22 protein-coding genes are annotated in these 22,523 nt (G+C 70.3%); 19 read left to right on the forward strand and 3 right to left on the reverse strand.

Annotated elements, in window-relative coordinates:
- The 12 genes from dxr (at position 1) to LGI35_RS31110 (ending at position 13,292) form a co-directional block, all read left to right on the forward strand.
- Complete coding sequence (gene dxr / locus LGI35_RS31055; RefSeq protein ID WP_227297540.1) at positions 1–1,275, forward strand: 1-deoxy-D-xylulose-5-phosphate reductoisomerase; 1,275 nt, start codon at positions 1–3, stop codon at positions 1,273–1,275.
- 8 nt (positions 1,276–1,283) lie between these two features.
- Positions 1,284–2,576: a M50 family metallopeptidase gene (locus LGI35_RS31060; protein ID WP_227300602.1), complete on the forward strand. Its 1,293-nt coding sequence runs from the start codon at positions 1,284–1,286 to the stop codon at positions 2,574–2,576.
- Positions 2,577–2,821: 245 nt separating this feature from the next.
- Positions 2,822–3,979, forward strand: coding sequence for a flavodoxin-dependent (E)-4-hydroxy-3-methylbut-2-enyl-diphosphate synthase (gene ispG / locus LGI35_RS31065; RefSeq protein ID WP_116509269.1), 1,158 nt, complete (start codon positions 2,822–2,824; stop codon positions 3,977–3,979).
- A 320-nt stretch (positions 3,980–4,299) separates the two neighbouring features.
- A complete protein-coding gene (locus LGI35_RS31070; RefSeq protein ID WP_227297542.1) occupies positions 4,300–5,148 on the forward strand; it encodes a GNAT family N-acetyltransferase in 849 nt (282 codons plus the stop codon).
- 161 nt (positions 5,149–5,309) lie between these two features.
- Complete coding sequence (locus LGI35_RS31075; protein ID WP_423835736.1) at positions 5,310–6,032, forward strand: DUF1684 domain-containing protein; 723 nt, start codon at positions 5,310–5,312, stop codon at positions 6,030–6,032.
- Between the two features lie 44 nt (positions 6,033–6,076).
- The gene (locus LGI35_RS31080) at positions 6,077–7,597 is read left to right on the forward strand and encodes an ABC transporter substrate-binding protein (protein WP_227297551.1); all 1,521 of its coding nucleotides are present in this window, start codon (positions 6,077–6,079) and stop codon (positions 7,595–7,597) included.
- Positions 7,597–8,562: an ABC transporter permease gene (locus LGI35_RS31085; RefSeq protein WP_227297552.1), complete on the forward strand. Its 966-nt coding sequence runs from the start codon at positions 7,597–7,599 to the stop codon at positions 8,560–8,562. The genes LGI35_RS31080 and LGI35_RS31085 overlap by 1 nt, the downstream gene beginning before the upstream one ends.
- Complete coding sequence (locus tag LGI35_RS31090; protein WP_227297554.1) at positions 8,559–9,377, forward strand: ABC transporter permease; 819 nt, start codon at positions 8,559–8,561, stop codon at positions 9,375–9,377. Before LGI35_RS31085 ends, LGI35_RS31090 begins: the two co-directional genes overlap by 4 nt.
- Entirely contained in the window at positions 9,374–10,174 is an 801-nt protein-coding gene (locus LGI35_RS31095; RefSeq protein WP_227297555.1) for an ATP-binding cassette domain-containing protein, read from the forward strand. The genes LGI35_RS31090 and LGI35_RS31095 overlap by 4 nt, the downstream gene beginning before the upstream one ends.
- Complete coding sequence (locus LGI35_RS31100) at positions 10,171–10,935, forward strand: ABC transporter ATP-binding protein (RefSeq protein ID WP_227297557.1); 765 nt, start codon at positions 10,171–10,173, stop codon at positions 10,933–10,935. The genes LGI35_RS31095 and LGI35_RS31100 overlap by 4 nt, the downstream gene beginning before the upstream one ends.
- Positions 10,936–10,975: 40 nt before the next feature.
- Positions 10,976–11,518, forward strand: a complete 543-nt coding sequence (locus tag LGI35_RS31105; RefSeq protein WP_227297559.1) for a GNAT family N-acetyltransferase — start codon at positions 10,976–10,978, stop codon at positions 11,516–11,518.
- 79 nt (positions 11,519–11,597) lie between these two features.
- Positions 11,598–13,292 (forward strand): proline--tRNA ligase, encoded by a 1,695-nt coding sequence (locus LGI35_RS31110; RefSeq protein ID WP_227297560.1) that lies wholly within the window; start codon positions 11,598–11,600, stop codon positions 13,290–13,292.
- Positions 13,293–13,378: 86 nt separating this feature from the next.
- On the opposite strand, the gene LGI35_RS31115 is transcribed toward LGI35_RS31110, so the two are convergent.
- From LGI35_RS31115 to LGI35_RS31125, 3 genes are all read right to left on the reverse strand, one after another.
- The gene (locus tag LGI35_RS31115) at positions 13,379–14,272 is read right to left on the reverse strand and encodes an aminoglycoside phosphotransferase family protein (protein WP_227297561.1); all 894 of its coding nucleotides are present in this window, start codon (positions 14,270–14,272) and stop codon (positions 13,379–13,381) included.
- 65 nt (positions 14,273–14,337) lie between these two features.
- Entirely contained in the window at positions 14,338–14,820 is a 483-nt protein-coding gene (locus LGI35_RS31120) for a ferritin-like domain-containing protein (RefSeq protein ID WP_227297563.1), read from the reverse strand.
- A 1-nt stretch (position 14,821) separates the two neighbouring features.
- Positions 14,822–15,271: a hypothetical protein gene (locus LGI35_RS31125; RefSeq protein ID WP_227297565.1), complete on the reverse strand. Its 450-nt coding sequence runs from the start codon at positions 15,269–15,271 to the stop codon at positions 14,822–14,824.
- A 240-nt stretch (positions 15,272–15,511) separates the two neighbouring features.
- On the opposite strand from LGI35_RS31125, the gene rimP reads away from it, so the two are divergent.
- The 7 genes from rimP to truB all read left to right on the forward strand — a co-directional run bounded on the left by rimP (position 15,512) and on the right by truB (position 22,463).
- Positions 15,512–16,024, forward strand: a complete 513-nt coding sequence (gene rimP, locus LGI35_RS31130) for a ribosome maturation factor RimP (protein WP_227297568.1) — start codon at positions 15,512–15,514, stop codon at positions 16,022–16,024.
- A gap of 2 nt (positions 16,025–16,026) precedes the next feature.
- Positions 16,027–17,016 carry a transcription termination factor NusA gene (gene nusA / locus LGI35_RS31135; RefSeq protein ID WP_116509245.1) on the forward strand — a complete coding sequence of 330 codons (990 nt, stop codon included), beginning with the start codon at positions 16,027–16,029 and terminating at the stop codon, positions 17,014–17,016.
- A gap of 79 nt (positions 17,017–17,095) precedes the next feature.
- On the forward strand, positions 17,096–17,374 hold the full coding sequence (locus tag LGI35_RS31140; protein WP_227297570.1) for a YlxR family protein: 279 nt from the start codon (positions 17,096–17,098) through the stop codon (positions 17,372–17,374).
- Positions 17,375–17,520: 146 nt separating this feature from the next.
- Positions 17,521–20,628 carry a translation initiation factor IF-2 gene (gene infB, locus LGI35_RS31145; protein WP_227297572.1) on the forward strand — a complete coding sequence of 1,036 codons (3,108 nt, stop codon included), beginning with the start codon at positions 17,521–17,523 and terminating at the stop codon, positions 20,626–20,628.
- Between the two features lie 141 nt (positions 20,629–20,769).
- Entirely contained in the window at positions 20,770–21,063 is a 294-nt protein-coding gene (locus tag LGI35_RS31150) for a DUF503 domain-containing protein (protein WP_116509238.1), read from the forward strand.
- A gap of 33 nt (positions 21,064–21,096) precedes the next feature.
- Positions 21,097–21,558: a 30S ribosome-binding factor RbfA gene (gene rbfA, locus LGI35_RS31155; RefSeq protein ID WP_100595134.1), complete on the forward strand. Its 462-nt coding sequence runs from the start codon at positions 21,097–21,099 to the stop codon at positions 21,556–21,558.
- Positions 21,555–22,463 (forward strand): tRNA pseudouridine(55) synthase TruB, encoded by a 909-nt coding sequence (gene truB, locus LGI35_RS31160; protein ID WP_227297573.1) that lies wholly within the window; start codon positions 21,555–21,557, stop codon positions 22,461–22,463. The genes rbfA and truB overlap by 4 nt, the downstream gene beginning before the upstream one ends.
- Positions 22,464–22,523 lie beyond the last annotated feature (60 nt).

Here is a 22,523-nt window from a genome sequence, read left to right on the forward strand (position 1 = left end):
ATGAGCGACAGCGCATCCCCCCTCGCGGACCCGCACCTCGTCTTCGACCCCGCCGGCTCGGACGGCCCGCGGGACGTCGTCATCCTCGGCTCCACGGGCTCGATCGGCACGCAGGCCATCGACCTGGTGCTGCGCAACCCCGACCGGTTCACGGTCACGGCGCTGTCCGCCGCGGGCGGCCGGGTCGGTCTGCTCGCCGAACAGGCCAGGCAGCTGCGCGTACGCACCGTCGCGGTCGCCCGCGAGGACGTCGTGCCCGCCCTGCGCGAGGCCCTGCGGGCGCAGTACGCCGACGGCGAGCCGCTCCCCGAGATCCTGGCGGGCCCCGACGCGGCCACCCAGCTCGCCGCCTCTTCCTGCCACACGGTGCTCAACGGCATCACCGGATCGATCGGCCTCGCCCCGACACTCGCCGCCCTGGAGGCCGGACGCACGCTGGCCCTCGCCAACAAGGAGTCGCTCATCGTGGGCGGCCCCCTGGTCAAGGCGCTCGCGAAGCCGGGCCAGATCATCCCGGTCGACTCCGAGCACGCCGCGCTCTTCCAGGCCCTCGCGGCCGGCAAGCGCTCGGACGTCCGCAAGCTCGTCGTCACCGCGTCCGGCGGCCCCTTCCGGGGACGGACCAAGGCGGACCTCGCGCACGTCACGCCCGAGGACGCGCTCGCGCACCCGACCTGGGCGATGGGCCCGGTCATCACCGTCAACTCGGCGACTCTCGTCAACAAGGGTCTGGAGGTGATCGAGGCGCACCTCCTCTACGACATCCCGTTCGAGCGGATCGAGGTGGTCGTGCACCCGCAGTCGTACGTGCACTCCATGGTCGAGTTCACGGACGGCTCCACCCTCGCCCAGGCCACGCCGCCCGACATGCGCGGACCCATCGCCATCGGCCTCGGCTGGCCCGAGCGGATCCCCGACGCGGCGCCCGCGTTCGACTGGACGAAGGCGTCGAGCTGGGAGTTCTTCCCCCTCGACACCGAGGCCTTCCCCTCGGTCGGGCTCGCCCGGCACGTCGGGGAGCTCGCGGGCACGGCCCCGGCAGTGTTCAATGCCGCAAACGAGGAGTGCGTCGACGCGTTCCTGAACGGCGCGCTGCCGTTCAACGGCATCATGGACACCGTCACGAAGGTCGTCGAGGAACACGGCGTACCTTCGACCACGACGTCGGGAACTTCCCTGACCGTCGCGGACGTCCTCGAAGCGGAGACCTGGGCACGCGCCCGGGCCCGCGAACTGACGGCACAGGCGACATCGACCGCGGAGGCTCGTGCATGACGACCCTGATGATGATCCTCGGCATAGTCGTCTTCGCGATCGGACTCCTCGTCTCGATCGCCTGGCACGAGCTGGGGCATCTGTCGACCGCGAAGCTCTTCAAGATCCGCGTGCCGCAGTACATGGTCGGTTTCGGCCCGACCATCTGGTCACGCACGAAGGGCGACACGGAGTACGGCGTCAAGGCGATCCCGCTGGGCGGCTACATCCGCATGATCGGCATGTTCCCGCCCGGCCCGGACGGGAAGATCCAGTCCCGCTCCACCTCGCCGTTCCGCAGCATGGTCGAGGACGCGCGGGCGGCGGCCTTCGAGGAGCTCCAGCCGGGCGACGAGACGCGGCTCTTCTACACGCGCAAGCCGTGGAAGAGGGTCATCGTGATGTTCGCGGGCCCCTTCATGAACCTGATCCTCGCGGTCGGCCTCTTCTTCACCGTCCTGATGGGCTTCGGCATCACGCAGCAGACCACCACGGTCAGCTCGGTCCAGCAGTGCGTGGTCAAGCAGAGCGAGAACCGCGACACGTGCAAGAAGTCCGACCCCGCGTCCCCGGCCGCCGCGGCCGGACTGCGGGCCAAGGACAAGATCGTCTCGTTCAACGGTGTGAAGACCGACCAGTGGAACACCCTGTCCGACGAGATCCGCGCCAACCCCGGCCGGACCGTCGACATCGTCGTCCAGCGCGACGGCCAGGAGAAGGTCCTGCACGCCAAGATCGCCACCAACCAGGTGGCGAAGAAGGACAGCAGCGGCCAGATCGTCCAGGGCGAGTACATCAACGCCGGATTCCTCGGCTTCAGTGCCTCGACGGGTGTCGTGCGCCAGGACTTCGGCGACTCCGTGACGTGGATGGGCGACCGGGTCGGCGACGCCGTCCACTCGCTCGCCGCGCTGCCCGGCAAGATCCCGGCCCTGTGGGACGCGGCCTTCGGCGACGGCCCGCGTGAGCCGGACTCGCCGATGGGCGTGGTCGGCGCCGCCCGCGTCGGCGGGGAGATCTTCAACCTGGACATCCCGGCGACCCAGCAGCTCGGCATGGCCCTGATGCTCGTCGCGGGCTTCAACCTGTCGCTGTTCCTCTTCAACATGCTGCCGCTGCTCCCCCTGGACGGCGGGCACATCGCCGGCGCCCTGTGGGAGTCCCTGCGACGGAACGTGGCGAAGGTCTTCAAGCGGCCCGACCCCGGCCCGTTCGACGTGGCGAAGCTGATGCCCGTCGCCTACGTCGTGGCCGGGATCTTCGTCTGCTTCACCGTCCTGGTGCTGATCGCGGACGTCGTCAACCCGGTCAAAATCACGTAGTCACCACCTGTTCAGAGACAAAAAGGGGCCGCGCGCAACGCGTCGAGCAGGGCGGCGGCGGGAGACGGGAGGGCGGCCGGGCATGCTTTGTGCCCGGCCGCCTACCTTTGGGTGGACTTCCGGACGTGATGTGCTCGCTGCCAGGCCGGTGCCGTAATCTCGAAGCCTGGAGCCCGCTCACCACGGGACCCCGATCCGTGTCTTCTTCTCGGGTCTCGATTCCACACCTTGGGGTTGCACAGCAGATGACTGCGATTTCTCTCGGCATGCCGTCCGTTCCGACCAAGCTCGCCGAGCGCCGCAGGAGCCGGCAGATCCAGGTCGGCACCGTGGCGGTCGGCGGAGACGCACCGGTGTCGGTGCAGTCCATGACGACGACCCGTACGTCCGACATCGGCGCCACGCTCCAGCAGATCGCCGAGCTCACCGCGTCCGGCTGCCAGATCGTCCGTGTGGCCTGTCCCACACAGGACGACGCCGACGCACTGCCCGTCATCGCGAAGAAGTCGCAGATCCCCGTGATCGCGGACATCCACTTCCAGCCGAAGTACGTCTTCGCCGCCATCGAGGCGGGCTGCGCCGCGGTCCGGGTGAACCCGGGCAACATCAAGCAGTTCGACGACAAGGTCAAGGAGATCGCGCAGGCGGCCAAGGACCACGGCACCCCGATCCGCATCGGCGTGAACGCGGGCTCGCTCGACGCCCGGCTCCTGAAGAAGTACGGCAAGGCCACCCCCGAGGCGCTCGTCGAGTCCGCCCTGTGGGAGGCGTCCCTCTTCGAGGAGCACGGCTTCCGCGACATCAAGATCTCGGTCAAGCACAACGACCCGGTCGTGATGGTGAACGCCTACCGCCAGCTCGCCGCCCAGTGCGACTACCCCCTGCACCTCGGCGTCACCGAGGCGGGCCCGGCCTTCCAGGGCACCATCAAGTCCGCCGTCGCGTTCGGCGCGCTGCTCTCCGAGGGCATCGGCGACACCATCCGCGTCTCCCTGTCGGCCCCGCCGGTCGAGGAGATCAAGGTGGGCAACCAGATCCTGGAGTCGCTTAACCTCAAGCCGCGCCGTCTGGAGATCGTCTCCTGCCCGTCCTGCGGACGCGCCCAGGTCGACGTCTACAAGCTCGCCGAAGAGGTCACCGCGGGCCTCGACGGCATGGAGGTCCCGCTGCGCGTCGCCGTCATGGGCTGCGTCGTGAACGGACCGGGCGAGGCCCGCGAGGCCGACCTCGGCGTCGCCTCCGGCAACGGCAAGGGCCAGATCTTCGTGAAGGGCGAGGTCATCAAGACCGTCCCCGAGTCGAAGATCGTCGAGACCCTCATCGAAGAGGCGCTGAAGATCGCCGAGCAGATGGAGAAGGACGGCGTCGCCTCCGGCGAGCCCACGGTGGCCGTCGCCGGCTGACCCGTGTCCTGACCTGAGGCCCGTCGCCCCCTCGGGGACGACGGGCCTCTGTCGTGGCCTGCGGGTGCGTGCGGTGTGTGGTTGCTCATCGATGAGGCAGCGGCGCAGCCGCATGCCGAAGGGGCGGGCGCGGGGCACTGCGCGACCGGCTCCACGACGGCACCGGCACACGCACGACAACAGCACCCCGCCGGCCGAGAAGGCGTGGGGCCGCCGCAGGCAGGCCCCCGAAACAGCCGCCGTCGCAGAGGCAGAGGCGCCGCACAATTCCGGCAGGTACAGTGCGGAGATCAGCAGACCCTTTGGTGAGGCCCCCGCACGTGTTGACTCAGACCACCACCCGGGTCCTCGAACCGAGTGACCTCGACGCCGCGCTCGCCGTGTTGGACCGCGAGCCGGTTGCCAATGCCTTCGTGGCGTCCCGCGTCCAGGTGGCGGGCCTCGACCCGTGGCGTCTGGGCGGCGAGATGTGGGGCTGGTACGAGGACGGGATGCTCGAGTCCCTCTGCTACGCGGGCGCGAACCTGGTCCCGATCTGCGCCACCCCGAGGGCCGTGCGCGGGTTCGCCGACCGGGCCCGCAGGGCCGGGCGCCGCTGCTCCTCCATCGTCGGTCCCGCCGAGGCCACCGCCCAGCTGTGGCGGCTGCTCGAACCGAACTGGGGCCCGGCCAGGGACGTACGCGCCCAGCAGCCCCTCATGGTCACCGACCGGCTCCCCGACGACATCGTTCCGGACCCGTACGTCCGTCGCGTCCGGAAGGACGAGATGGAGACGATCATGCCGGCGTGCGTGGCGATGTTCACGGAGGAGGTCGGCATCTCGCCGCTCGCCGGTGACGGGGGCCTGCTGTACCAGGCGAGGGTGGCCGAACTGGTCGGCTCGGGGCGCTCGTTCGCCCGGCTCGACGAGCACGGCAAGGTCATCTTCAAGGCCGAGATCGGCGCCGCGACGACGCGGGCCTGCCAGATCCAGGGCGTGTGGATCGCCCCCGAACACCGCGGCCGCGGCCTCGCCGCCCCGGGCATGGCGGCGGTCCTGCGCTATGCGCTCGCGGATGTCGCGCCGCTGGTCAGCCTGTACGTGAACGACTTCAACACCCCGGCGCGGGCCGCGTACCGCCGGGTCGGATTCGAGGAAGTCGGCGCCTTCATGAGCGTCCTGTTCTGACGCGTAGGCGCGCTCCCCGGGGCACCTGTCTCACATTTCTGGCGCCATTTGACATTAGCGCCCCTTATGGAAGATAAAGAAGCTCCTTTGGTTCAAGCTTCACCCAGTGTGAACAACCTCCCTGTGCACACCGGCGTGGACGCTGATGAGTTTCTACGCGAATGAGTGCCGCCATGTCCGACCGTGCCAGTGACTCCTCCCAGGCCTGGGAGGAGTGGCGTACCGAGCGGCACCGCTCCGTCACCGGTCCCACCGGGAACCTCGCCCTCGTCGAGACCCGCTGGCTGCCCGCGGGCGAGCGCCCCGACCTCACGACGGCCGGCGCCGGACAGCGCGACAGCGTGACCGTCACCACCGTCGAGCGCACCGACATGGTGACCGGCGAGCCCGAGTACGCGCTGCGCTTCTGGGACGCCGAGTCCCCCGCGATCCAGAACTTCGAGCGCACCGACGCGTTCCCGTTCGACCCGGCCTGGGTGCTGGACGCCACGTACACCCCCGTGGAGGACGGCCGCCGCGTCGCCTTCGAGCACATCCGGGACAACGGCGGCACCCGCGACCTCGCCGTCCCCGGCGACATCGCGCTCACCGTCGACGGCACCGACTACACGCTCAGCGCCTTCGACGACGACGGCACGCTGCTGCTCGTCTTCGGCGACCCGACCAACGGGACGGCCACCTACGGCGCGGGCCGGTTCCTCTTCGTCGAGCACACGGGGGAGGGACGGGTGCGGCTCGACTTCAACCGCGCGTTCGTCCCGCCGTGCGGCTTCTCCGATCAGTACAACTGTCCGATGCCGCCGCGGCAGAACCGCTTCCATCTGCCCGTGGAAGCGGGCGAGAAGCTCCCCGTCTTCCGCGACGGCTTCGCCGGCCAGCACTGATCCCCGCGCTCCCCCCTCCCCGCGCCCCGCACGAAGGCAGCCTCATGAACCTCCCCAAGAAGCCCCTGTCCGCCGGTGTGCTCACCGTCGCCCTCGCCGTGACCCTCGCCGCGTGCGGTGGCTCCGGCGACAACAACAGCAACGGCGGCAGTGGCTCGTACGACAAGAACGCCACGGTCAACATCGGTTCCCTGTACGAGCCGCAGAACCTGGACAACACCGGAGGCGGCGGCCAGGGCGTCACCGAGGCGCTCAACGGCAATGTCTACGAGGGCCTGTTCAAGCTCACCGACGACGGCAAGGTCGACAACCTCCTCGCCAAGGACCACAAGGTCTCCGGCGACGGGCTCACCTACACCTTCACCCTGCGCGACGGCGTGAAGTTCCACAGTGGCAAGGCGCTGACCAGCAAGGACGTCAAGTACAGCCTGGAGAAGGTGATCGCGCCGGACTCGCAGTCCGCGCGCAAGAGCAACCTCGAGGTCATCAAGACGATCGACACCCCCGACGCGAAGACCGTGAAGGTCACGCTGAAGCAGAAGTCGATCTCCTTCGTCTACAACCTCTCCTACGTCTGGATCATCAACGACCAGGCGAAGAACCTGAAGACGACCGAGGACGGCACGGGCCCCTACAAGCTGGGCAAGTGGACGCGTGGCTCCGCGCTCGGCCTCGACCGCTTCCCGGGCTACTGGGGCACCGCCGCCACGAACAAGCAGGTCGTCTTCCACTACTACAAGGACGCGACCGCGCTGAACAACGCGCTGCTGACGAACGCCGTGGACGTCGTCACCAGCGAGCAGTCGCCCGACGCCCTCGACCAGTTCAAGTCCAACCAGAGCTACAAGGTCAACGACGGCAACTCGACGACCAAGCTCCTGCTCGCCTTCAACGACAAGGCCAAGCCCTTCACGGACGTCAAGGTCCGCAAGGCCGTCTCGTCCGCGATCGACGACAAGAAGCTCCTCGAGTCCGTCTGGGGCGGCTATGGCAAGGAGATCGGGTCGATGGTGCCGCCCACCGACCCCTGGTACGAGGACCTGACCAAGGTCAACGCGTACGACCCGACCGAGGCCAAGAAGCTGCTCGAGGAAGCCGGTTACGCGAAGGGCTTCAGCTTCACGCTGGACACCCCGAACTACGACCCGCACCCGACGGCCGCCACCTTCATCAAGTCGCAGCTCGCCAAGGTCGGCATCACCGTCAAGATCAACACGATCACGCCCGACGAGTGGTACACGAAGGTCTACAAGAACCACGACTTCTCGGCCACGCTCCAGGAGCACGTGAACGACCGCGACGTCGTCTGGTACGGCAACCCCGACTTCTACTGGGGCTACGACAACAAGCAGGTCGTCAAGTGGGTCGAGGACGCCGAGAAGGCGTCGTCCACCCAGCAGCAGACCGACATCCTCAAGAAGGTCAACCGCAAGACCGCCGAGGACGCCGCCAGCGACTGGCTGTACCTGTACCCGCAGATCGTCGTCGCCAACAGCAAGCTGTCCGGCTACCCGCTCAACGGCCTGAACTCGCAGTTCTTCGCGTACGACATCAAGAAGGGCTGATGACCGGCTATCTCCTGCGCCGCCTCGCCTTCCTCGTCGTCTCCCTGGTCCTCGCGAGCATCGTCCTGTTCGTGCTCCTGAGGATGCTGCCCGGCGATCCGGCGAACGCCCTCACCTCCGTGGGCGCTTCGCCGGAGCAGATAGCCGCGGCACGGCACTCCATCGGATCCGACCGACCGCTGCCCGAGCAGTTCACCCACTGGATGGGCCAGCTCGCGACCGGCGACCTCGGCACGTCCTTCGTCAGCTCGCTGCCCGTCGGACCCGAGGTCGTCCAGCGTCTGAGCGTGACCGTGCCGCTGACCCTGTCGGCGTTCGTCCTCGCCGTGCTGATCGCGGTCCCGGCCGGCTTCGTCGCCGCGTACAAGCGCCGGACCTGGTACGGCGCCCTGCTCAGCGGGGTGTCCCAACTGGGCATCGCCGTACCGGTGTTCTGGCTCGGCATGATCCTCATCGTGGTGTTCGCGCTGAACGCCGGCTGGCTGCCGTCCGGCGGCTTCCCGCAGGACGGCTGGTCCGACCCCGCACAGGCGATCCGCTCCCTCGTGCTCCCCGTCGTCACCATCGCCCTGGTCATGTCGGCGTCCCTGATCCGCTACGTCAGATCGGCGACGCTCGACGTCCTCGACAGCGACTTCCTGCGCACCTCGCGCGCCCTCGGCTCCTCCTTCGGTCAGGCCATGTGGCGCCACGGACTGCGCAACGCCTCCGTGCCGGTCATCTCGATCCTCGGCATCGAACTGGCGTCGACCCTGCTCGGCGCGGTCGTCGTCGAGTCCGTGTTCGCGCTGCCGGGGCTCGGCTCCCTGCTCGCCACCGGCATCGCCCAGCACGACTACCCCGTCATCCAGGGCGTCCTGTTCGTCTCCACCCTCGCCGTGCTGCTCATCGGCTTCGCCGCCGACCTCGTGCAGCGGATCATCGACCCACGGCTGCGCGACCGGCTCTCGGGAGGCGCCCGATGAAGCGTTCCGCAACCCTGTGGACGGGGTGCGTCCTCGCCGGACTCATCGCCCTCATCGCACTCGTCTCCCTCTTCTGGCTGCCGTACGACCCCTCGGACACCTCCGGCGGACGGCTCGCCGGGCCGGGCGACGGACACCTGATAGGCACCGACAAGCTCGGCCGCGACCTGCTGACGCAGCTCATGACCGGGTCCAGGATCGCGATCGCGGCCGGGCTCGGGTCCGTCGTGATCGCGGCCGTCGTCGGCATCACGCTCGGCCTCGTCGCGGCGTTCGCGCAGGGCTGGTTCGACGACACCGTCTCGGCCCTGCTCGACATCCTCATCGCGTTCCCGACGCTGCTGCTCGCCATGCTGATCGTCTCCGCCCGCTCGGCGACCCTCACCTCGGCGATCATCGCGATCGGCCTCGCCCAGAGCGCGATCGTCGCGCGTCTCACCCGGATCCTGGCCAAACGCGTCCTCGCGCAGGACTACATCACCGCCTCACGCACCTCCGGCACGTCCTGGCCGCGGATCGTCGGCGAGCATGTGCTGCCCAACATCTGGCCGACGCTCTCGGTGAACCTGGCGCTCCAGTTCGGACTCGCCGTCCTCGCGGAGGCGAGCCTGTCCTACCTCGGCCTCGGCGCCCCGCCGCCCAACGCCTCGTGGGGGCGCATGCTCCAGGAGGCCCAGGCGACGTTCACGACCGCTCCGGCGGGCGCCCTCGCGCCCGGCATCCTCCTCGTCCTGCTCGTCATCGGCGTCAACCTCGTCGCCGACGGCCTGCGCGACACCCTCGACCCGGCCCGGCGCAGGAGGACAGCGGCATGAGCCTGCTCGACGTACGCGACCTCACCATCCGCACCGGCGACGGCCGCGACCTCGTCTCCGGCCTCAGCTTCTCCGTCGACCGGGGCGAACGGCTCGGCCTCATCGGCGAGTCCGGGTCCGGCAAGTCACTCACCACCCTCGCCGTGCTCGGCCTGCTCCCCGACGGCATGACCGCCACGGGCAGCGTCGAACTCGACGGCACCCAGATCGTCGGCGCGAGCGAGAAGCGGCTCGTCGACGTACGCGGCCGCGCCGCCGCGATCGTCTTCCAGGAGCCGCTGACCGCGCTCGACCCGCTCATGCGCGTGGGCAGGCAACTCGCCGAACCGCTGCGCCGCCGCCGCGGCCTCAAGGGCGACGCGCTCCGCAAGGCCGTCGCCGAAGCCCTCGAACAGGTCAGGCTGCCCGAACCCGATCGCATCGCCCGCGCGTTCCCGCACGAGATCTCCGGCGGCCAGCGCCAGCGCGTGGCCCTCGCCATGGCGCTCGCCTGCGACCCCGGACTGCTCATCGCCGACGAGCCGACCACCGCGCTCGACGTCACGGTGCAGTCCGAGATGCTCGTCCTGCTCGACACCCTCGTCGGCGAGCGCGGCATGGCCGTCCTCTTCGTCAGCCACGACCTGGCCGTCGTCTCGCGCGTGACCGACCGCGTCCTCGTGATGAAGGACGGGCGCGCCGTCGAGGACGGGACGGTACGGGACCTCGTGCACGCGCCCCGGCAGGCGTACACGAAGGCGCTCGTCGACAGCGCGCGGAAGCTCGAATCCGCCCTCGACCTGGGAGAGCCCCGATGACCGCCGTACTGGAACTCGACTCGGTCGGACACACCTACCGGGGGAGCGCGGCGCCCGTCGTCGAGGACGTCTCCCTCAAGGTCGACGCGGGCCACAGCCTCGCGCTCGTCGGCGAGTCGGGGGCCGGCAAGACGACCCTGCTCCGGCTGCTGCTCGGCCTCGCCGGCCCCGGCACCGGCACGGTCCGCTTCGACGGGGACCCGCTGCGGCTCGGCGACCGCGAGCAGATGCGGCGCTTCCGGCGCTCCGTGCAGTGCGTCTTCCAGGACCCGTACGCCTCCCTCGACCCGCGCCAGCGCGTCAGCCGCATCGTCGCCGAGCCGCTGCGCTCGCTCGGCGTGGCCACCGGCGCCGCCGCGCAGACGAAGGTCGCCGAGGCACTCGAACAGGTCGGGCTTCCGGCGGACGCGGCGTCGCGCTACCCGCACGAGTTCTCCGGCGGACAGCGTCAGCGCATCGCCATCGCCCGGGCCACCGTGTGCGAACCGCGCGTCCTGCTCGCCGACGAACCCGTCAGCGCGCTCGACGTCACCACCCGCGTCAAGGTCGTCGACCTGCTCGGCGAGCTCAAGCGGGAGCGGGGCCTGACCATCGTCATGGTCTCCCACGACCTGTCCGTGGTGGCCGCCCTGTGCGAACGGACCGCCGTGCTCGAACGCGGACGCGTCGTCGAGCAGGGCGAGACCCGTGACGTGCTCGGATCGCCCGAACACCCCTACACGCGGCGGCTGCTCGACAGCGTTCCCCGGCTGCCCGTCTGATCAGGTGAGGGCCGCCGGACGGCCCTGTAGTCTCCCCGTCATGACCCAGGACGACGTCGTCACCATCGGGCCTCTCGACCTCGCGGAACACGTGGACGAGGCACTGGCCGTGCAGGCGTACGCCTTCGGCCTGAGCGACGACGAGATCGCCGTGCGCCGCCAGATCGTGCTGCGGCACCTCACCTATCCCGGAGCGCGCGCCCTCGGCGCCCACACCGGGGGCGGCCGACTCGTCGGCTTCGTCTACGGGATGCCGAACGACCGCTCCCACTGGTGGTCCACCGTGGTGGAGCCCTATCTGCGTTCGCGCTCACTGGACGGATGGCTCGACGACTCGTTCGTGATCACCGAACTGCACGTCCACCCGCGCTACCAGAACCGCGGGATCGGCCGGTCCCTCATCACGACGATCACGGACAGCGCCGACGAGCCCAGGTCGATCCTCTCGGCCATCGACTTCGACAGCCCGGCCCGCGGCCTGTACCACTCGCTCGGCTACGAGGACCTCGCCCGGCAGGTGCTCTTCCCCAGTGCTCCCCGGCCCTACGCGGTCATGGGCGCACCGCTCCCGCTGCGTCGCTGAAGGCAGCCGATTTCCGGGCGCGGGACGGACCCGGCTAACCTCCTGAACATCCCTACCTTTCGCAGCAGGAGTCAAAATCATGGCCCAGGTCCAGCGCATGTCCAAGTTGATGGTCAAGACACTGCGTGACGACCCGGCCGACGCCGAGACGCTCAACCACAAGCTGCTCGTCCGGGCCGGGTACGTGCGCCGCACGGCCGCCGGCATCTGGTCCTGGCTGCCGCTGGGCAAGAAGGTCCTCGAGAACGTCGCCCGCGTGGTCCGCGAGGAGATGGACGACATGGGCGGCCAGGAGGTCCTGCTCCCCGCCCTGCTGCCCAAGGAGCCGTACGAGGCGACGGGACGCTGGGAGGAGTACGGCCCCGAGCTGTTCCGCCTCAAGGACCGCAAGGGCGCGGAGTACCTCCTCGGCCCGACCCACGAGGAGATCTTCACGCAGCTGGTCAAGGACCAGTGCTCGTCCTACAAGGACCTGCCCGTGATCCTCTATCAGATCCAGGCGAAGTACCGCGACGAGGCCCGCCCGCGCGCCGGCATCCTGCGCGGCCGCGAGTTCCTCATGAAGGACTCGTACTCCTTCGACACCACCGACGAGGGCCTGGCCGAGTCGTACGCCCTGCACCGCGACGCGTACATCAAGATCTTCGAGCGCCTCGGCCTCGACCACCGCATCGTCTCCGCCGTCTCCGGCGCGATGGGCGGCTCGGCCTCCGAGGAGTTCCTCGCCCCGGCCCCGGCCGGCGAGGACACCTTCGTCGACTGCCCGGCCTGCGACTACGCCGCCAACACCGAGGCCGTCACCTTCGCCGCCCCGGTCCCCGCGAGCGCCGAGCACCCGGCCGTCGAGGAGCTCGACACCCCCGACACCCCCACCATCGAGACCCTCGCCGCCCACCTCGGCGTCCAGGCCTCGGAGACCCTGAAGAACCTCCTGGTCAAGGTCGACGGCGAGATCGTCGCCGTGGGCGTGCCCGGCGACCGCGAGGTGGACCTCGGCAAGCTCGGCGAGCACCTCTCCCCGGCCGTCGTCGAACTCGTCACGGCCGAGGACTTCGAGGGCCGCGACGACCTCGTACGCGGCTACGTGGGCCCGCAGGGCCTGGAGAAGGTCCGCTACATCGCCGACCCGCGCATCGCCGCCGGCACGGCCTGGATCACCGGCGCCAACAAGCCCGGCAAGCACGCGAAGAACGTCGTCGCGGGCCGCGACTTCGAGGTCGACGACTACCTCGACGTCGTCGTGGTCGAGGCGGGCGACCCCTGCCCCAAGTGCGGCACCGGCCTGCGCCTGGACCGCGCCATCGAGATCGGCCACATCTTCCAGCTCGGCCGCAAGTACGCCGACGCCTTCCAGCTCGACGTCCTCGGCAACCAGGGCAAGCCGGTCCGCGTGACCATGGGCTCGTACGGCATCGGCGTCTCCCGCGCGGTGGCCGCCCTCGCCGAGCAGACCGCGGACGACAAGGGCCTGTGCTGGCCCAAGGAGATCGCCCCGGCCGACGTCCACGTGGTCGCCGCAGGCAAGGCCCTCCAGACGGAGCTGGCGCTCGACGTCTCCCAGAAGCTGGGCGCCGCCGGCGTGCGCGTCCTGGTCGACGACCGCGCCGGTGTCTCGCCGGGCGTGAAGTTCACCGACGCCGAACTGATCGGTGTCCCGCAGATCCTCGTCGCCGGCCGCCGCTCGGCCGAGGGCGTCGTGGAACTGAAGGACCGCAAGACCGGTGAGCGCGAGGAAGTGACGGTCGAAGAGGCCATCGCGCGCCTCACGGCCTGACACGCGAGCACTGAGGGCCGGGACACGATGTCCCGGCCCTCAGTCGTGTTCCGCGACGAGCCCGTCCGGCCCGCACACGACCAGCGTCAGAGCCAGCCCGCGAACTCCAGCAACAACTCCGCGTCCCGCCCACGCCCCACGCGCAGCGCCCGTACACCGGACTCCACCGCACGGAACAGCGTCCAGCCGCGCAGCCGCTCCTGGTCCACGTCGAGGGACTCCGCGAGCCGCTTCACGCGCCGCCGCGTCGTCGCCGCACCGGACGGGGACGCGATCAGGTCCTCCACCCGGTCCCTGACGAGCCGCGCGAGATCGAAGGCGCACTCGCCGACGACCGGGTCGGGCCCGACCGCGAGCCACGGCGTCCGCTCCCCGGCCAGCACCTTGCTCTGCCGGAACGTCCCGTGCAGCAGCCGCACCTCCGGCGGAGCCACGATCAGCTCGTCCCGCGCCGTGAGCGCCGCGTCGACCAGGGGCACGACATCCGGCTCCGCGGCGGCGGTGGCCCGCATCGCCTCGGCCTGACGGCCCGTCCGGTCGGCGACCGTCTCGCAGGAACGCCAGGACGGCGGGTCCACCCACAGCCTGCGCAGCGTGCCGGCCGCCTCCAACAGCGCCTTCGCCTCGGGCAGCGAGCGCACCGACACCTCGGGGTGCAGCCGCTCCAGGAGCAGGTCGCCCCCGTCGCCGAGGAGCTGCACCGCCCCGAAGCCGTTCCAGTGCGTGAGAGCCGCGTGCTCGGCCTCCGGGCGGAAGCGCTCCGGCGCCAGTTTGAGGACTGCGGGCGATCCGTCGGACCGTCGCACCAGGACGACGAGACTGCTGCGCCCGCCGGGCACATGCACGCGCTCGATCGTCAACTCAAGCCGTTCCACGGCTTCTTGAAGAATCTCCGGCACCCTCGCCAGCCACGCGGACGCCCCGTCGTCCCGCACCTCGCCGAGCGCGTTGACCAGCCGCTTCGGCGGTTCGAAAGACATGCGTGAGTAACTCCCTTCCCCGTGACCGTCCCCGTGACCGCGGACCGTACGTGTGACCGTGCCGGCTACGCCCGCGGTGTCGCGGACGCTTCGGGCGCCGCGGCCCGCTCGGCGAGACCAGGGAAGGCTACGCTGCCGCCGCGCCACCGCACCGCCCGCACCGCCGCCTCCCGCAGCGCGTCCGCCGCCCCCCTGCGCCGCGCGCCCTCGGAGGCCCGCACCAGATCCGAGTAGACCCCGGCGACATGGTCCTCGATGTCCGCCGCGAGCCGCGCGGCCGCCGCCGAGTTCGGTACGGGGAAGGGCAGCGCGTAGGCGCCCGCGGACGGCTCCGGGTCGCCGCCGAGGTCGCGGACCGTGCGCCGCAGGTCGTCGCGGCGCGCGCGGTGGGAGTCGTACGCGGTGCGCGCCTCGGGCTTGCGGGCCTCGCTGATCCGGCCGCCGACGACGCCGTAGCCGTACACGGCCGCGTGCTCGGCGGCCAGTGCGGCCTGGACCGCGGTGAGGAGCTGCTTGTCGCTGTCGTCCTTGTCGCGCATGTCGGCCATGTCAGTCCTTCGTCAGCAGATACGCGTGGCCGGCGCCCGCGGCGGCCACCGAGGCGAGCAGGCGCGCCAGTTCGGCGGGGGCTTCGACCAGGGCGGCCGCACGGCGGTCGGCGATTTCCCGCTCGGCCTTCGCCAGCGCGCTCACCGTGTCCTTCTCGGAGGCCGGTGAGGCGGACGGCGACGGCGAGGGGGAGGCCGGTGCGGCCGGGCGGGCCGGCGCACCGAAGCTCTTCGCGTGCCGGGCCACCTCGTCGCGCAGCGGGCCGAGCCGTGCGGCCAGGGCCGGATGGGCCGCGAGCGCGGCCTCGTAACGGTCGAGCAGGTCGCCGCTGTCGCGGGCGGCGCGCGCCTTGATCCGCTGCGTGGCGGAGGCGCTGCGGGCGCCCCTGGCACCGTCCGACGCGGGGTCCTCGGCGTCGGAACAGCCCGTCAGGAGCGCGGCCCCGGCCACCGAGGCCAGCAGGCTCCTTCTACGCGGCCCGGCGGGGGCCCCAGTGGTCAACGGCACGGCAGACGTCCTCGGCAGGAAGGATGGCAGGAAGGATTCAGCAGGAGCGGCGGGCGGCAGGCCCGGTGATCACCGTACCTTCGGCCCCTGCCTGGTGGACGGCAACACCCCCCTGGACCGGATACCCTTTGACCTGACGCACGACGAGACCACAACAGCACACGCGGCCGAGGAGTCACCCGGATGAGCACCACCCAGAGCGAGAGGCTGCGGTCACTACTGGAACCGCTCGTGAGCTCCCAGGGCCTCGATCTCGAAGAGATCGAAGTGGCATCGGTCGGACGTAAGCGAGTGCTGCGAGTCGTCGTCGACTCCGATTCCGGAGCCGACCTGGACCAGGTCGCCGATGTGAGCCGCGCGCTCTCGGCGAAGCTCGACGAGACGGACGCCATGGGCGAGGGCGAGTACGACCTCGAGGTCGGCACCCCCGGCGCCGAGCGGCCGCTGACCGAGCACAGGCACTACGTGCGTGCCGTCGACCGTCTGGTGAAGTTCCAGCTGGCCGACGGCGCCGACACCGAGCTCGTCGCGCGGATCCTGAAGGTCGACGACGAGGGCCTGGACCTCGAGGTGCCCGGCGTGAAGGGGCGCAAGCCCACCGCCCGCAGGCTCACCTTCGACGACATCGCCAAGGCGCGTGTCCAGGTCGAGTTCAACCGTAAGAACAAGAACGAAGAGAATGCAGAGGAGGCGTAGCCGTGGACATCGACATGAGTGCCCTGCGGGGTCTGGTGCGGGAGAAGGAGATCTCCTTCGACCTGCTGGTCGAAGCGATCGAGTCGGCCCTCCTCATCGCCTACCACCGCACCGAGGGAAGCCGTCGCCACGCGCGCGTGCGCCTCGACCGTGAGAGCGGACATGTGACGGTGTGGGCGAAGGAGGACCCGGCGGAACTCGAAGAGGGCCAGGAGGCCCGGGAGTTCGACGACACCCCGTCCGACTTCGGCCGTATCGCCGCGACGACCGCGAAGCAGGTCATCCTGCAGCGGCTGCGCGACGCCGAGGACGACGCGACGCTCGGCGAGTACGCCGGCCGCGAGGGCGACATCGTGACGGGCGTGGTCCAGCAGGGCCGCGACCCGAAGAACGTGCTCGTCGACATCGGCAAGCTCGAGGCCATCCTGCCGGTGCAGGAGCAGGTCCCGGGCGAGGAGTACCAGCACGGCATGCGCCTTCGCTCGTACGTGGTGCGCGTGGCGAAGGGTGTGCGCGGTCCTTCCGTGACCCTGTCGCGCACGCACCCGAACCTGGTGAAGAAGCTGTTCGCGCTCGAGGTCCCCGAGATCGCCGACGGTTCCGTGGAGATCTCCGCCATCGCGCGCGAGGCCGGACACCGCACGAAGATCGCGGTCCGCTCGACCCGCTCCGGCCTGAACGCCAAGGGTGCCTGCATCGGCCCGATGGGCGGCCGTGTGCGCAATGTCATGGCCGAGCTCAACGGCGAGAAGATCGACATCGTCGACTGGTCCGACGACCCGGCGGACATGGTGGCCAACGCTCTGTCCCCGGCGCGCGTGTCCAAGGTCGAGGTCGTGGACATGGCCGCCCGCTCGGCGCGGGTGATCGTGCCGGACTACCAGCTGTCGCTCGCCATCGGCAAGGAGGGCCAGAACGCCCGCCTCGCCGCACGGCTCACGGGCTGGCGGATCGACATCCGTCCGGACACCGAGCAGCAGCCGGCGGAGTAGCCACCACAAAGATCACGACAACAACCGTTCGATTTTTGCCCCAAAGGGGTGAGGTCGGTGCGGGGAGGTAGACTTAAGCGTGTCTGGCCGGACGCATGCCGGTGCATGCCCAGAGCGCACGTGTGTGGGATGCCGGGAGCGAACGGCCAAGAGCGATCTGCTGCGCATCGTGGTGATCGAGGGTGAATGTGTCCCCGATCATCGCGGTACGCTGCCCGGCCGGGGTGCGTATGTGCACCCCGCCATGGTCTGTCTCGACCTGGCGGTCCGCCGCCGGGCGTTCCAGCGGGCGTTCAAAGCCCCTGGACCGTTCGATACGGAGGCACTGCGCCACCGCGTCGAGCAGGTAACACCGTAGAACGTGCCGTACGGGACCCCGTGCGGTCCTGGTACCCCCGCGAGTTGGAAGTAGGTCGAGATTGCGATGAGCACTCGATGAGCACGCGATGAGTACGCCCATGAAGTAGCGACGGTCCGGCGTAACCCGGACCTAAAAGGAGCGAAGTGGCTAAGGTCCGGGTATACGAACTCGCCAAGGAGTTCGGGGTGGAGAGCAAGGTCGTCATGGCCAAGCTCCAAGAACTCGGTGAATTTGTCCGTTCGGCGTCCTCGACGATCGAGGCGCCTGTAGTACGCAAGCTGACTGACGCCCTCCAGCAGGGCAGTGGCGGCGGCAAGCCCGCCGCCCGCAAGGCCGCGCCCGCGAAGCCCTCGCCGGCCCGTCCGACCCCGTCTCCGGCGCAGGCCGCAAAGCCTGCAGCTCCGCGCCCGCCGGCTCCCAAGCCTGCCGCCGCGGAGAAGCCCGCTGCCGCCGCCCCGGTGACCCCGGCCGCCGGTCAGCGTCCGACGCCCGGCCCGAAGCCGGCACCGCGTCCCGCGGCTCCGGCCCCGGCCGCGCCCGAGTTCACGGCGCCGCCCGCGGCTCCGGCCGCTCCCGCTGCCCAGGCCCCCGCGGCCTCCCCGGCAGCCGGTCCGCGCCCGGGTGCCCGTCCCGGTGCCCCCAAGCCCGGTGGCGCCCGTCCGGCCGGTCCCGGCCAGGGTGGTCAGGGTCAGGGTCAGGGTCGTGGCGACCGCGGCGACCGTCAGGGTGCCCCGCGCCCCGGCGGCCAGGGTCAGGGCCAGCGTCCCGGCGGTCGTCCCGCCGGCCCGCGTCCCGGTAACAACCCGTTCACCTCTGGTGGCTCCACCGGCATGGCGCGCCCCCAGGCGCCCCGTCCCGGCGGTGCCCCGCGTCCCGGCGGCGGCCAGGGTGGCCCCGGCGGCCCGCGCCCGCAGGGTGGCCCCGGTGGCGCCCCGCGTCCGCAGGGTCAGGGCGGCGCCCGTCCGACTCCGGGCGGCATGCCCCGTCCGCAGGCCGGCGCTCCGCGTCCGGGTGGTGCCCCCGGTGGTAACCGTCCGAACCCGGGCATGATGCCGCAGCGTCCCGCTGCCGGCAGCCCGCGTCCCGGTGGTGGCCCCGGCGGTGGCCGTGGTCCCGGCGGCGGCGGTCGCCCGGGTGGCGGCGGCGGTCGTCCCGGTGGCGGTGGCGGTTTCGCCGGTCGTCCCGGTGGCGGCGGCGGCTTCGCCGGTCGTCCGGCCGGTCCCGGTGGCGGCGGTGGCGGTTTCGCCGGTCGTCCCGGTGGCGGTGGCGGCTTCGCCGGTCGTCCCGGTGGCGGTCGTCCCGGTGGTCCGGGTGCCCGCGGTGGCACACAGGGTGCGTTCGGCCGTCCCGGCGGGCCCGCCCGTCGTGGCCGTAAGTCGAAGCGGCAGAGGCGCCAGGAGTACGAGGCCATGCAGGCCCCGTCGGTCGGCGGCGTCATGCTGCCTCGCGGCAACGGACAGTCCGTCCGTCTGTCGCGCGGTGCCTCCCTCACCGACTTCGCGGAGAAGATCAACGCCAACCCGGCGTCGCTCGTCGCCGTGATGATGAACCTCGGCGAGATGGTCACTGCCACGCAGTCCGTCTCCGACGAGACGCTGAAGCTCCTCGCGGATGAGATGAACTACATCCTCGAGATCGTCAGCCCCGAGGAGGAGGACCGCGAGCTGCTCGAGTCCTTCGACATCGAGTTCGGCGAGGACGAGGGTGGCGAGGAGTTCCTCGTCGCGCGTCCGCCGGTCGTGACCGTCATGGGTCACGTCGACCACGGTAAGACCCGACTGCTCGACACCATCCGCAAGACGAACGTCGTCGCGGGTGAGGCCGGCGGTATCACGCAGCACATCGGTGCGTACCAGGTCTCCACCGAGGTCAACGAAGAAGAGCGCCGCATCACCTTCATCGACACCCCGGGTCACGAGGCGTTCACCGCCATGCGTGCCCGTGGTGCCAAGTCGACCGACATCGCGATCCTCGTGGTGGCGGCCAACGACGGTGTCATGCCGCAGACGATCGAGGCGCTGAACCACGCGAAGGCGGCCAACGTGCCGATCGTCGTCGCGGTCAACAAGATCGACGTCGAGGGTGCCGACCCGACCAAGGTGCGCGGTCAGCTCACCGAGTTCGGTCTGGTGGCCGAGGAGTACGGCGGCGACACGATGTTCGTCGACATCTCCGCCAAGCAGGGGCTGAACATCGACTCCCTGCTCGAGGCCGTGGTCCTGACCGCGGACGCCTCGCTCGACCTGCGGGCCAACCCGGAGCAGGACGCGCAGGGTATTGCGATCGAGTCCCACCTCGACCGTGGCCGCGGTGCCGTGTCGACCGTCCTCGTCCAGCGCGGCACGCTGCGCATCGGCGACACGATGGTCGTCGGCGACGCGTACGGCCGTGTCCGCGCGATGCTCGACGACAACGGGAACAACGTCGAGGAAGCGGGTCCCTCGACCCCCGTCCTCGTCCTCGGTCTCACCAACGTCCCGGGTGCCGGCGACAACTTCCTGGTGGTCGACGAGGACCGTACGGCCCGTCAGATCGCCGAGAAGCGTGCCGCTCGCGAGCGCAACGCCAACTTCGCGCGGCGTGGTGTCCGGTTCTCCCTGGAGAACCTGGACGAGGCCCTCAAGGCCGGTCTGGTGCAGGAACTCAACCTCATCATCAAGGGCGACGCGTCCGGTTCGGTGGAGGCTCTCGAGTCCTCGCTGCTCCAGCTCGACGTCGGCGAAGAGGTCGACATCCGCGTCCTGCACCGCGGCGTGGGTGCCGTCACCGAGTCGGACATCGACCTGGCGACCGGCTCCGACGCGATCGTCATCGGCTTCAACGTCCGCGCTGCGGGCCGCGCGGCCCAGATGGCGGACCGCGAGGGCGTCGACGTCCGCTACTACTCGGTGATCTACCAGGCCATCGAGGAGATCGAGGCGGCCCTCAAGGGCATGCTCAAGCCGGAGTACGAAGAGGTCGAGCTCGGCACGGCGGAGATCCGCGAGATCTTCCGCTCGTCCAAGCTGGGCAACATCGCCGGTGTGCTCGTCCGGTCCGGCGAGGTCAAGCGCAACACCAAGGCGCGCCTGCTGCGCGATGGCAAGGTCATCGCGGAGAACCTCAACATCTCCGGTCTGCGTCGCTTCAAGGACGACGTCACTGAGATCCGCGAAGGCTTCGAGGGCGGTATCAACCTCGGAAACTTCAACGACATCAAGATCGACGACGTCATCGCGACGTACGAGATGCGCGAGAAGCCGCGCGCCTGATCCGCGCACGGTGAAGGTCGGGGCCGGTCGGCGGGACGAAATCCCGTCGATCGGCCCCGGCCGTTGCGTGTACGGTTCTGGTGTCCCTGCCAAGTGGTTGGCGGGGCCACGAACCCGAACCGGCGGGACATCCGGACACACATGTATGTGGGGACTCTGTCCTTTGATCTGCTCCTCGGCGACGTCCACTCGCTGAAGGAGAAACGCTCCGTGATCCGCCCGATCGTCGCCGAACTCCAGCGCAAGTACGCGGTGAGTGCGGCGGAGACCGGGAACCAGGAACTTCACCGCAGGGCCGAGATCGGCCTGGCGATGGTCTCCGGGGACACGGGGCACCTCACCGACGTACTGGACCGGTGCGAGCGTCTGATCGCCGCCCGTCCCGAGGTGGAGCTGCTCTCCGTTCGACGCAGGCTCCACGGCGACGAAGACTGACTTTAAGAGCAAGGCGAAGAAGGAGACGGCGCAGTGGCCGACAACGCGCGGGCGAAAAGGCTGGCGGACCTCATCCGAGAGGTGGTGGCCAAGAAGCTCCAGCGCGGGATCAAGGACCCGCGGCTCGGTACGCATGTGACCATCACGGACACCCGGGTGACGGGTGACCTGCGGGAGGCGACCGTCTTCTACACGGTCTACGGCGACGACGAGGAGCGTGCCGCTGCCGCGGCCGGCCTCGAGAGCGCCAAGGGCGTACTCCGTTCGGCGGTGGGCCAGGCGGCCGGCGTGAAGTTCACGCCGACCCTGGCCTTCGTGGCGGATGCCCTGCCGGACAACGCCAAGGCCATCGATGACCTCCTCGACAAGGCCAGGATCTCGGACGCGAAGGTCCGGGAGGCGTCCGCCGGTGCCGAGTTCGCCGGGGGCGCGGACCCGTACCGCAAGCCCGAGGACGAGGACGGCGCGGACGAGGACGGCGAAGCCTCGGAATGACGCAGAAGAACACCCCGACGCCCGACGGTCTTGTCATTGTCGACAAGCCGTCGGGCTTCACTTCGCACGACGTGGTGGCCAAGATGCGCGGGATCGCGAAGACCCGCCGCGTCGGCCACGCGGGCACGCTCGACCCCATGGCGACCGGTGTCCTGGTCCTCGGCGTGGAGCGGGCGACCAAGCTGCTCGGCCATCTCGCGCTGACCGAGAAGGAGTATCTGGGCACGATCCGGCTCGGCCAGAACACGCTGACCGACGACGCCGAGGGCGACCTCACGTCGTCCACGGACGCGTCCGGCGTGCGCCGCGACGCGATCGACGCCGGGGTCGCCAAGCTGACCGGCGCCATCATGCAGGTGCCGTCCAAGGTCAGCGCCATCAAGATCAACGGCGTGCGTTCCTACAAGCGGGCCCGTGAGGGCGAGGAGTTCGAGATCCCGGCGCGGCCGGTCACCGTCTCGTCCTTCACCGTCTACGACATAAGGGACGCGGTCGCCGAGGACGGCACCCCGGTCCTGGATCTGGTCGTCTCGGTGGTCTGCTCGTCAGGGACGTACATCCGGGCGCTCGCCCGGGACCTGGGCGCGGACCTGGGCGTCGGCGGTCACCTCACGGCGCTGCGGCGCACGCGGGTCGGCCCCTACAAGCTGGACTCCGCGCGCACCCTCGACCAGCTCCAGGAGGAGCTGACCGTGATGCCCGTCGCGGACGCCGCCACCGCCGCGTTCCCCCGCTGGGACGTGGACGCCAAGCGCGCCAAGCTGCTGCTCAACGGGGTCCGTCTGGAGGTGCCCGGCGAGTACGCGGGCGCCGGGCCCGTCGCGGTGTTCGACCCCGAGGGTGTGTTCCTCGCGCTCGTGGAGGAGTCGAAGGGCAAGGCGAAGAGCCTCGCCGTCTTCGGCTGATCTCTTCGCCGGCCCCCGCCGTGGAGCGGCGCGCGCAGTCAGTCGCGTGCCGCTCCACGA

The sequence above is a fragment of the Streptomyces longhuiensis genome, from assembly GCF_020616555.1.
GTDB lineage: Bacteria > Actinomycetota > Actinomycetes > Streptomycetales > Streptomycetaceae > Streptomyces > Streptomyces longhuiensis.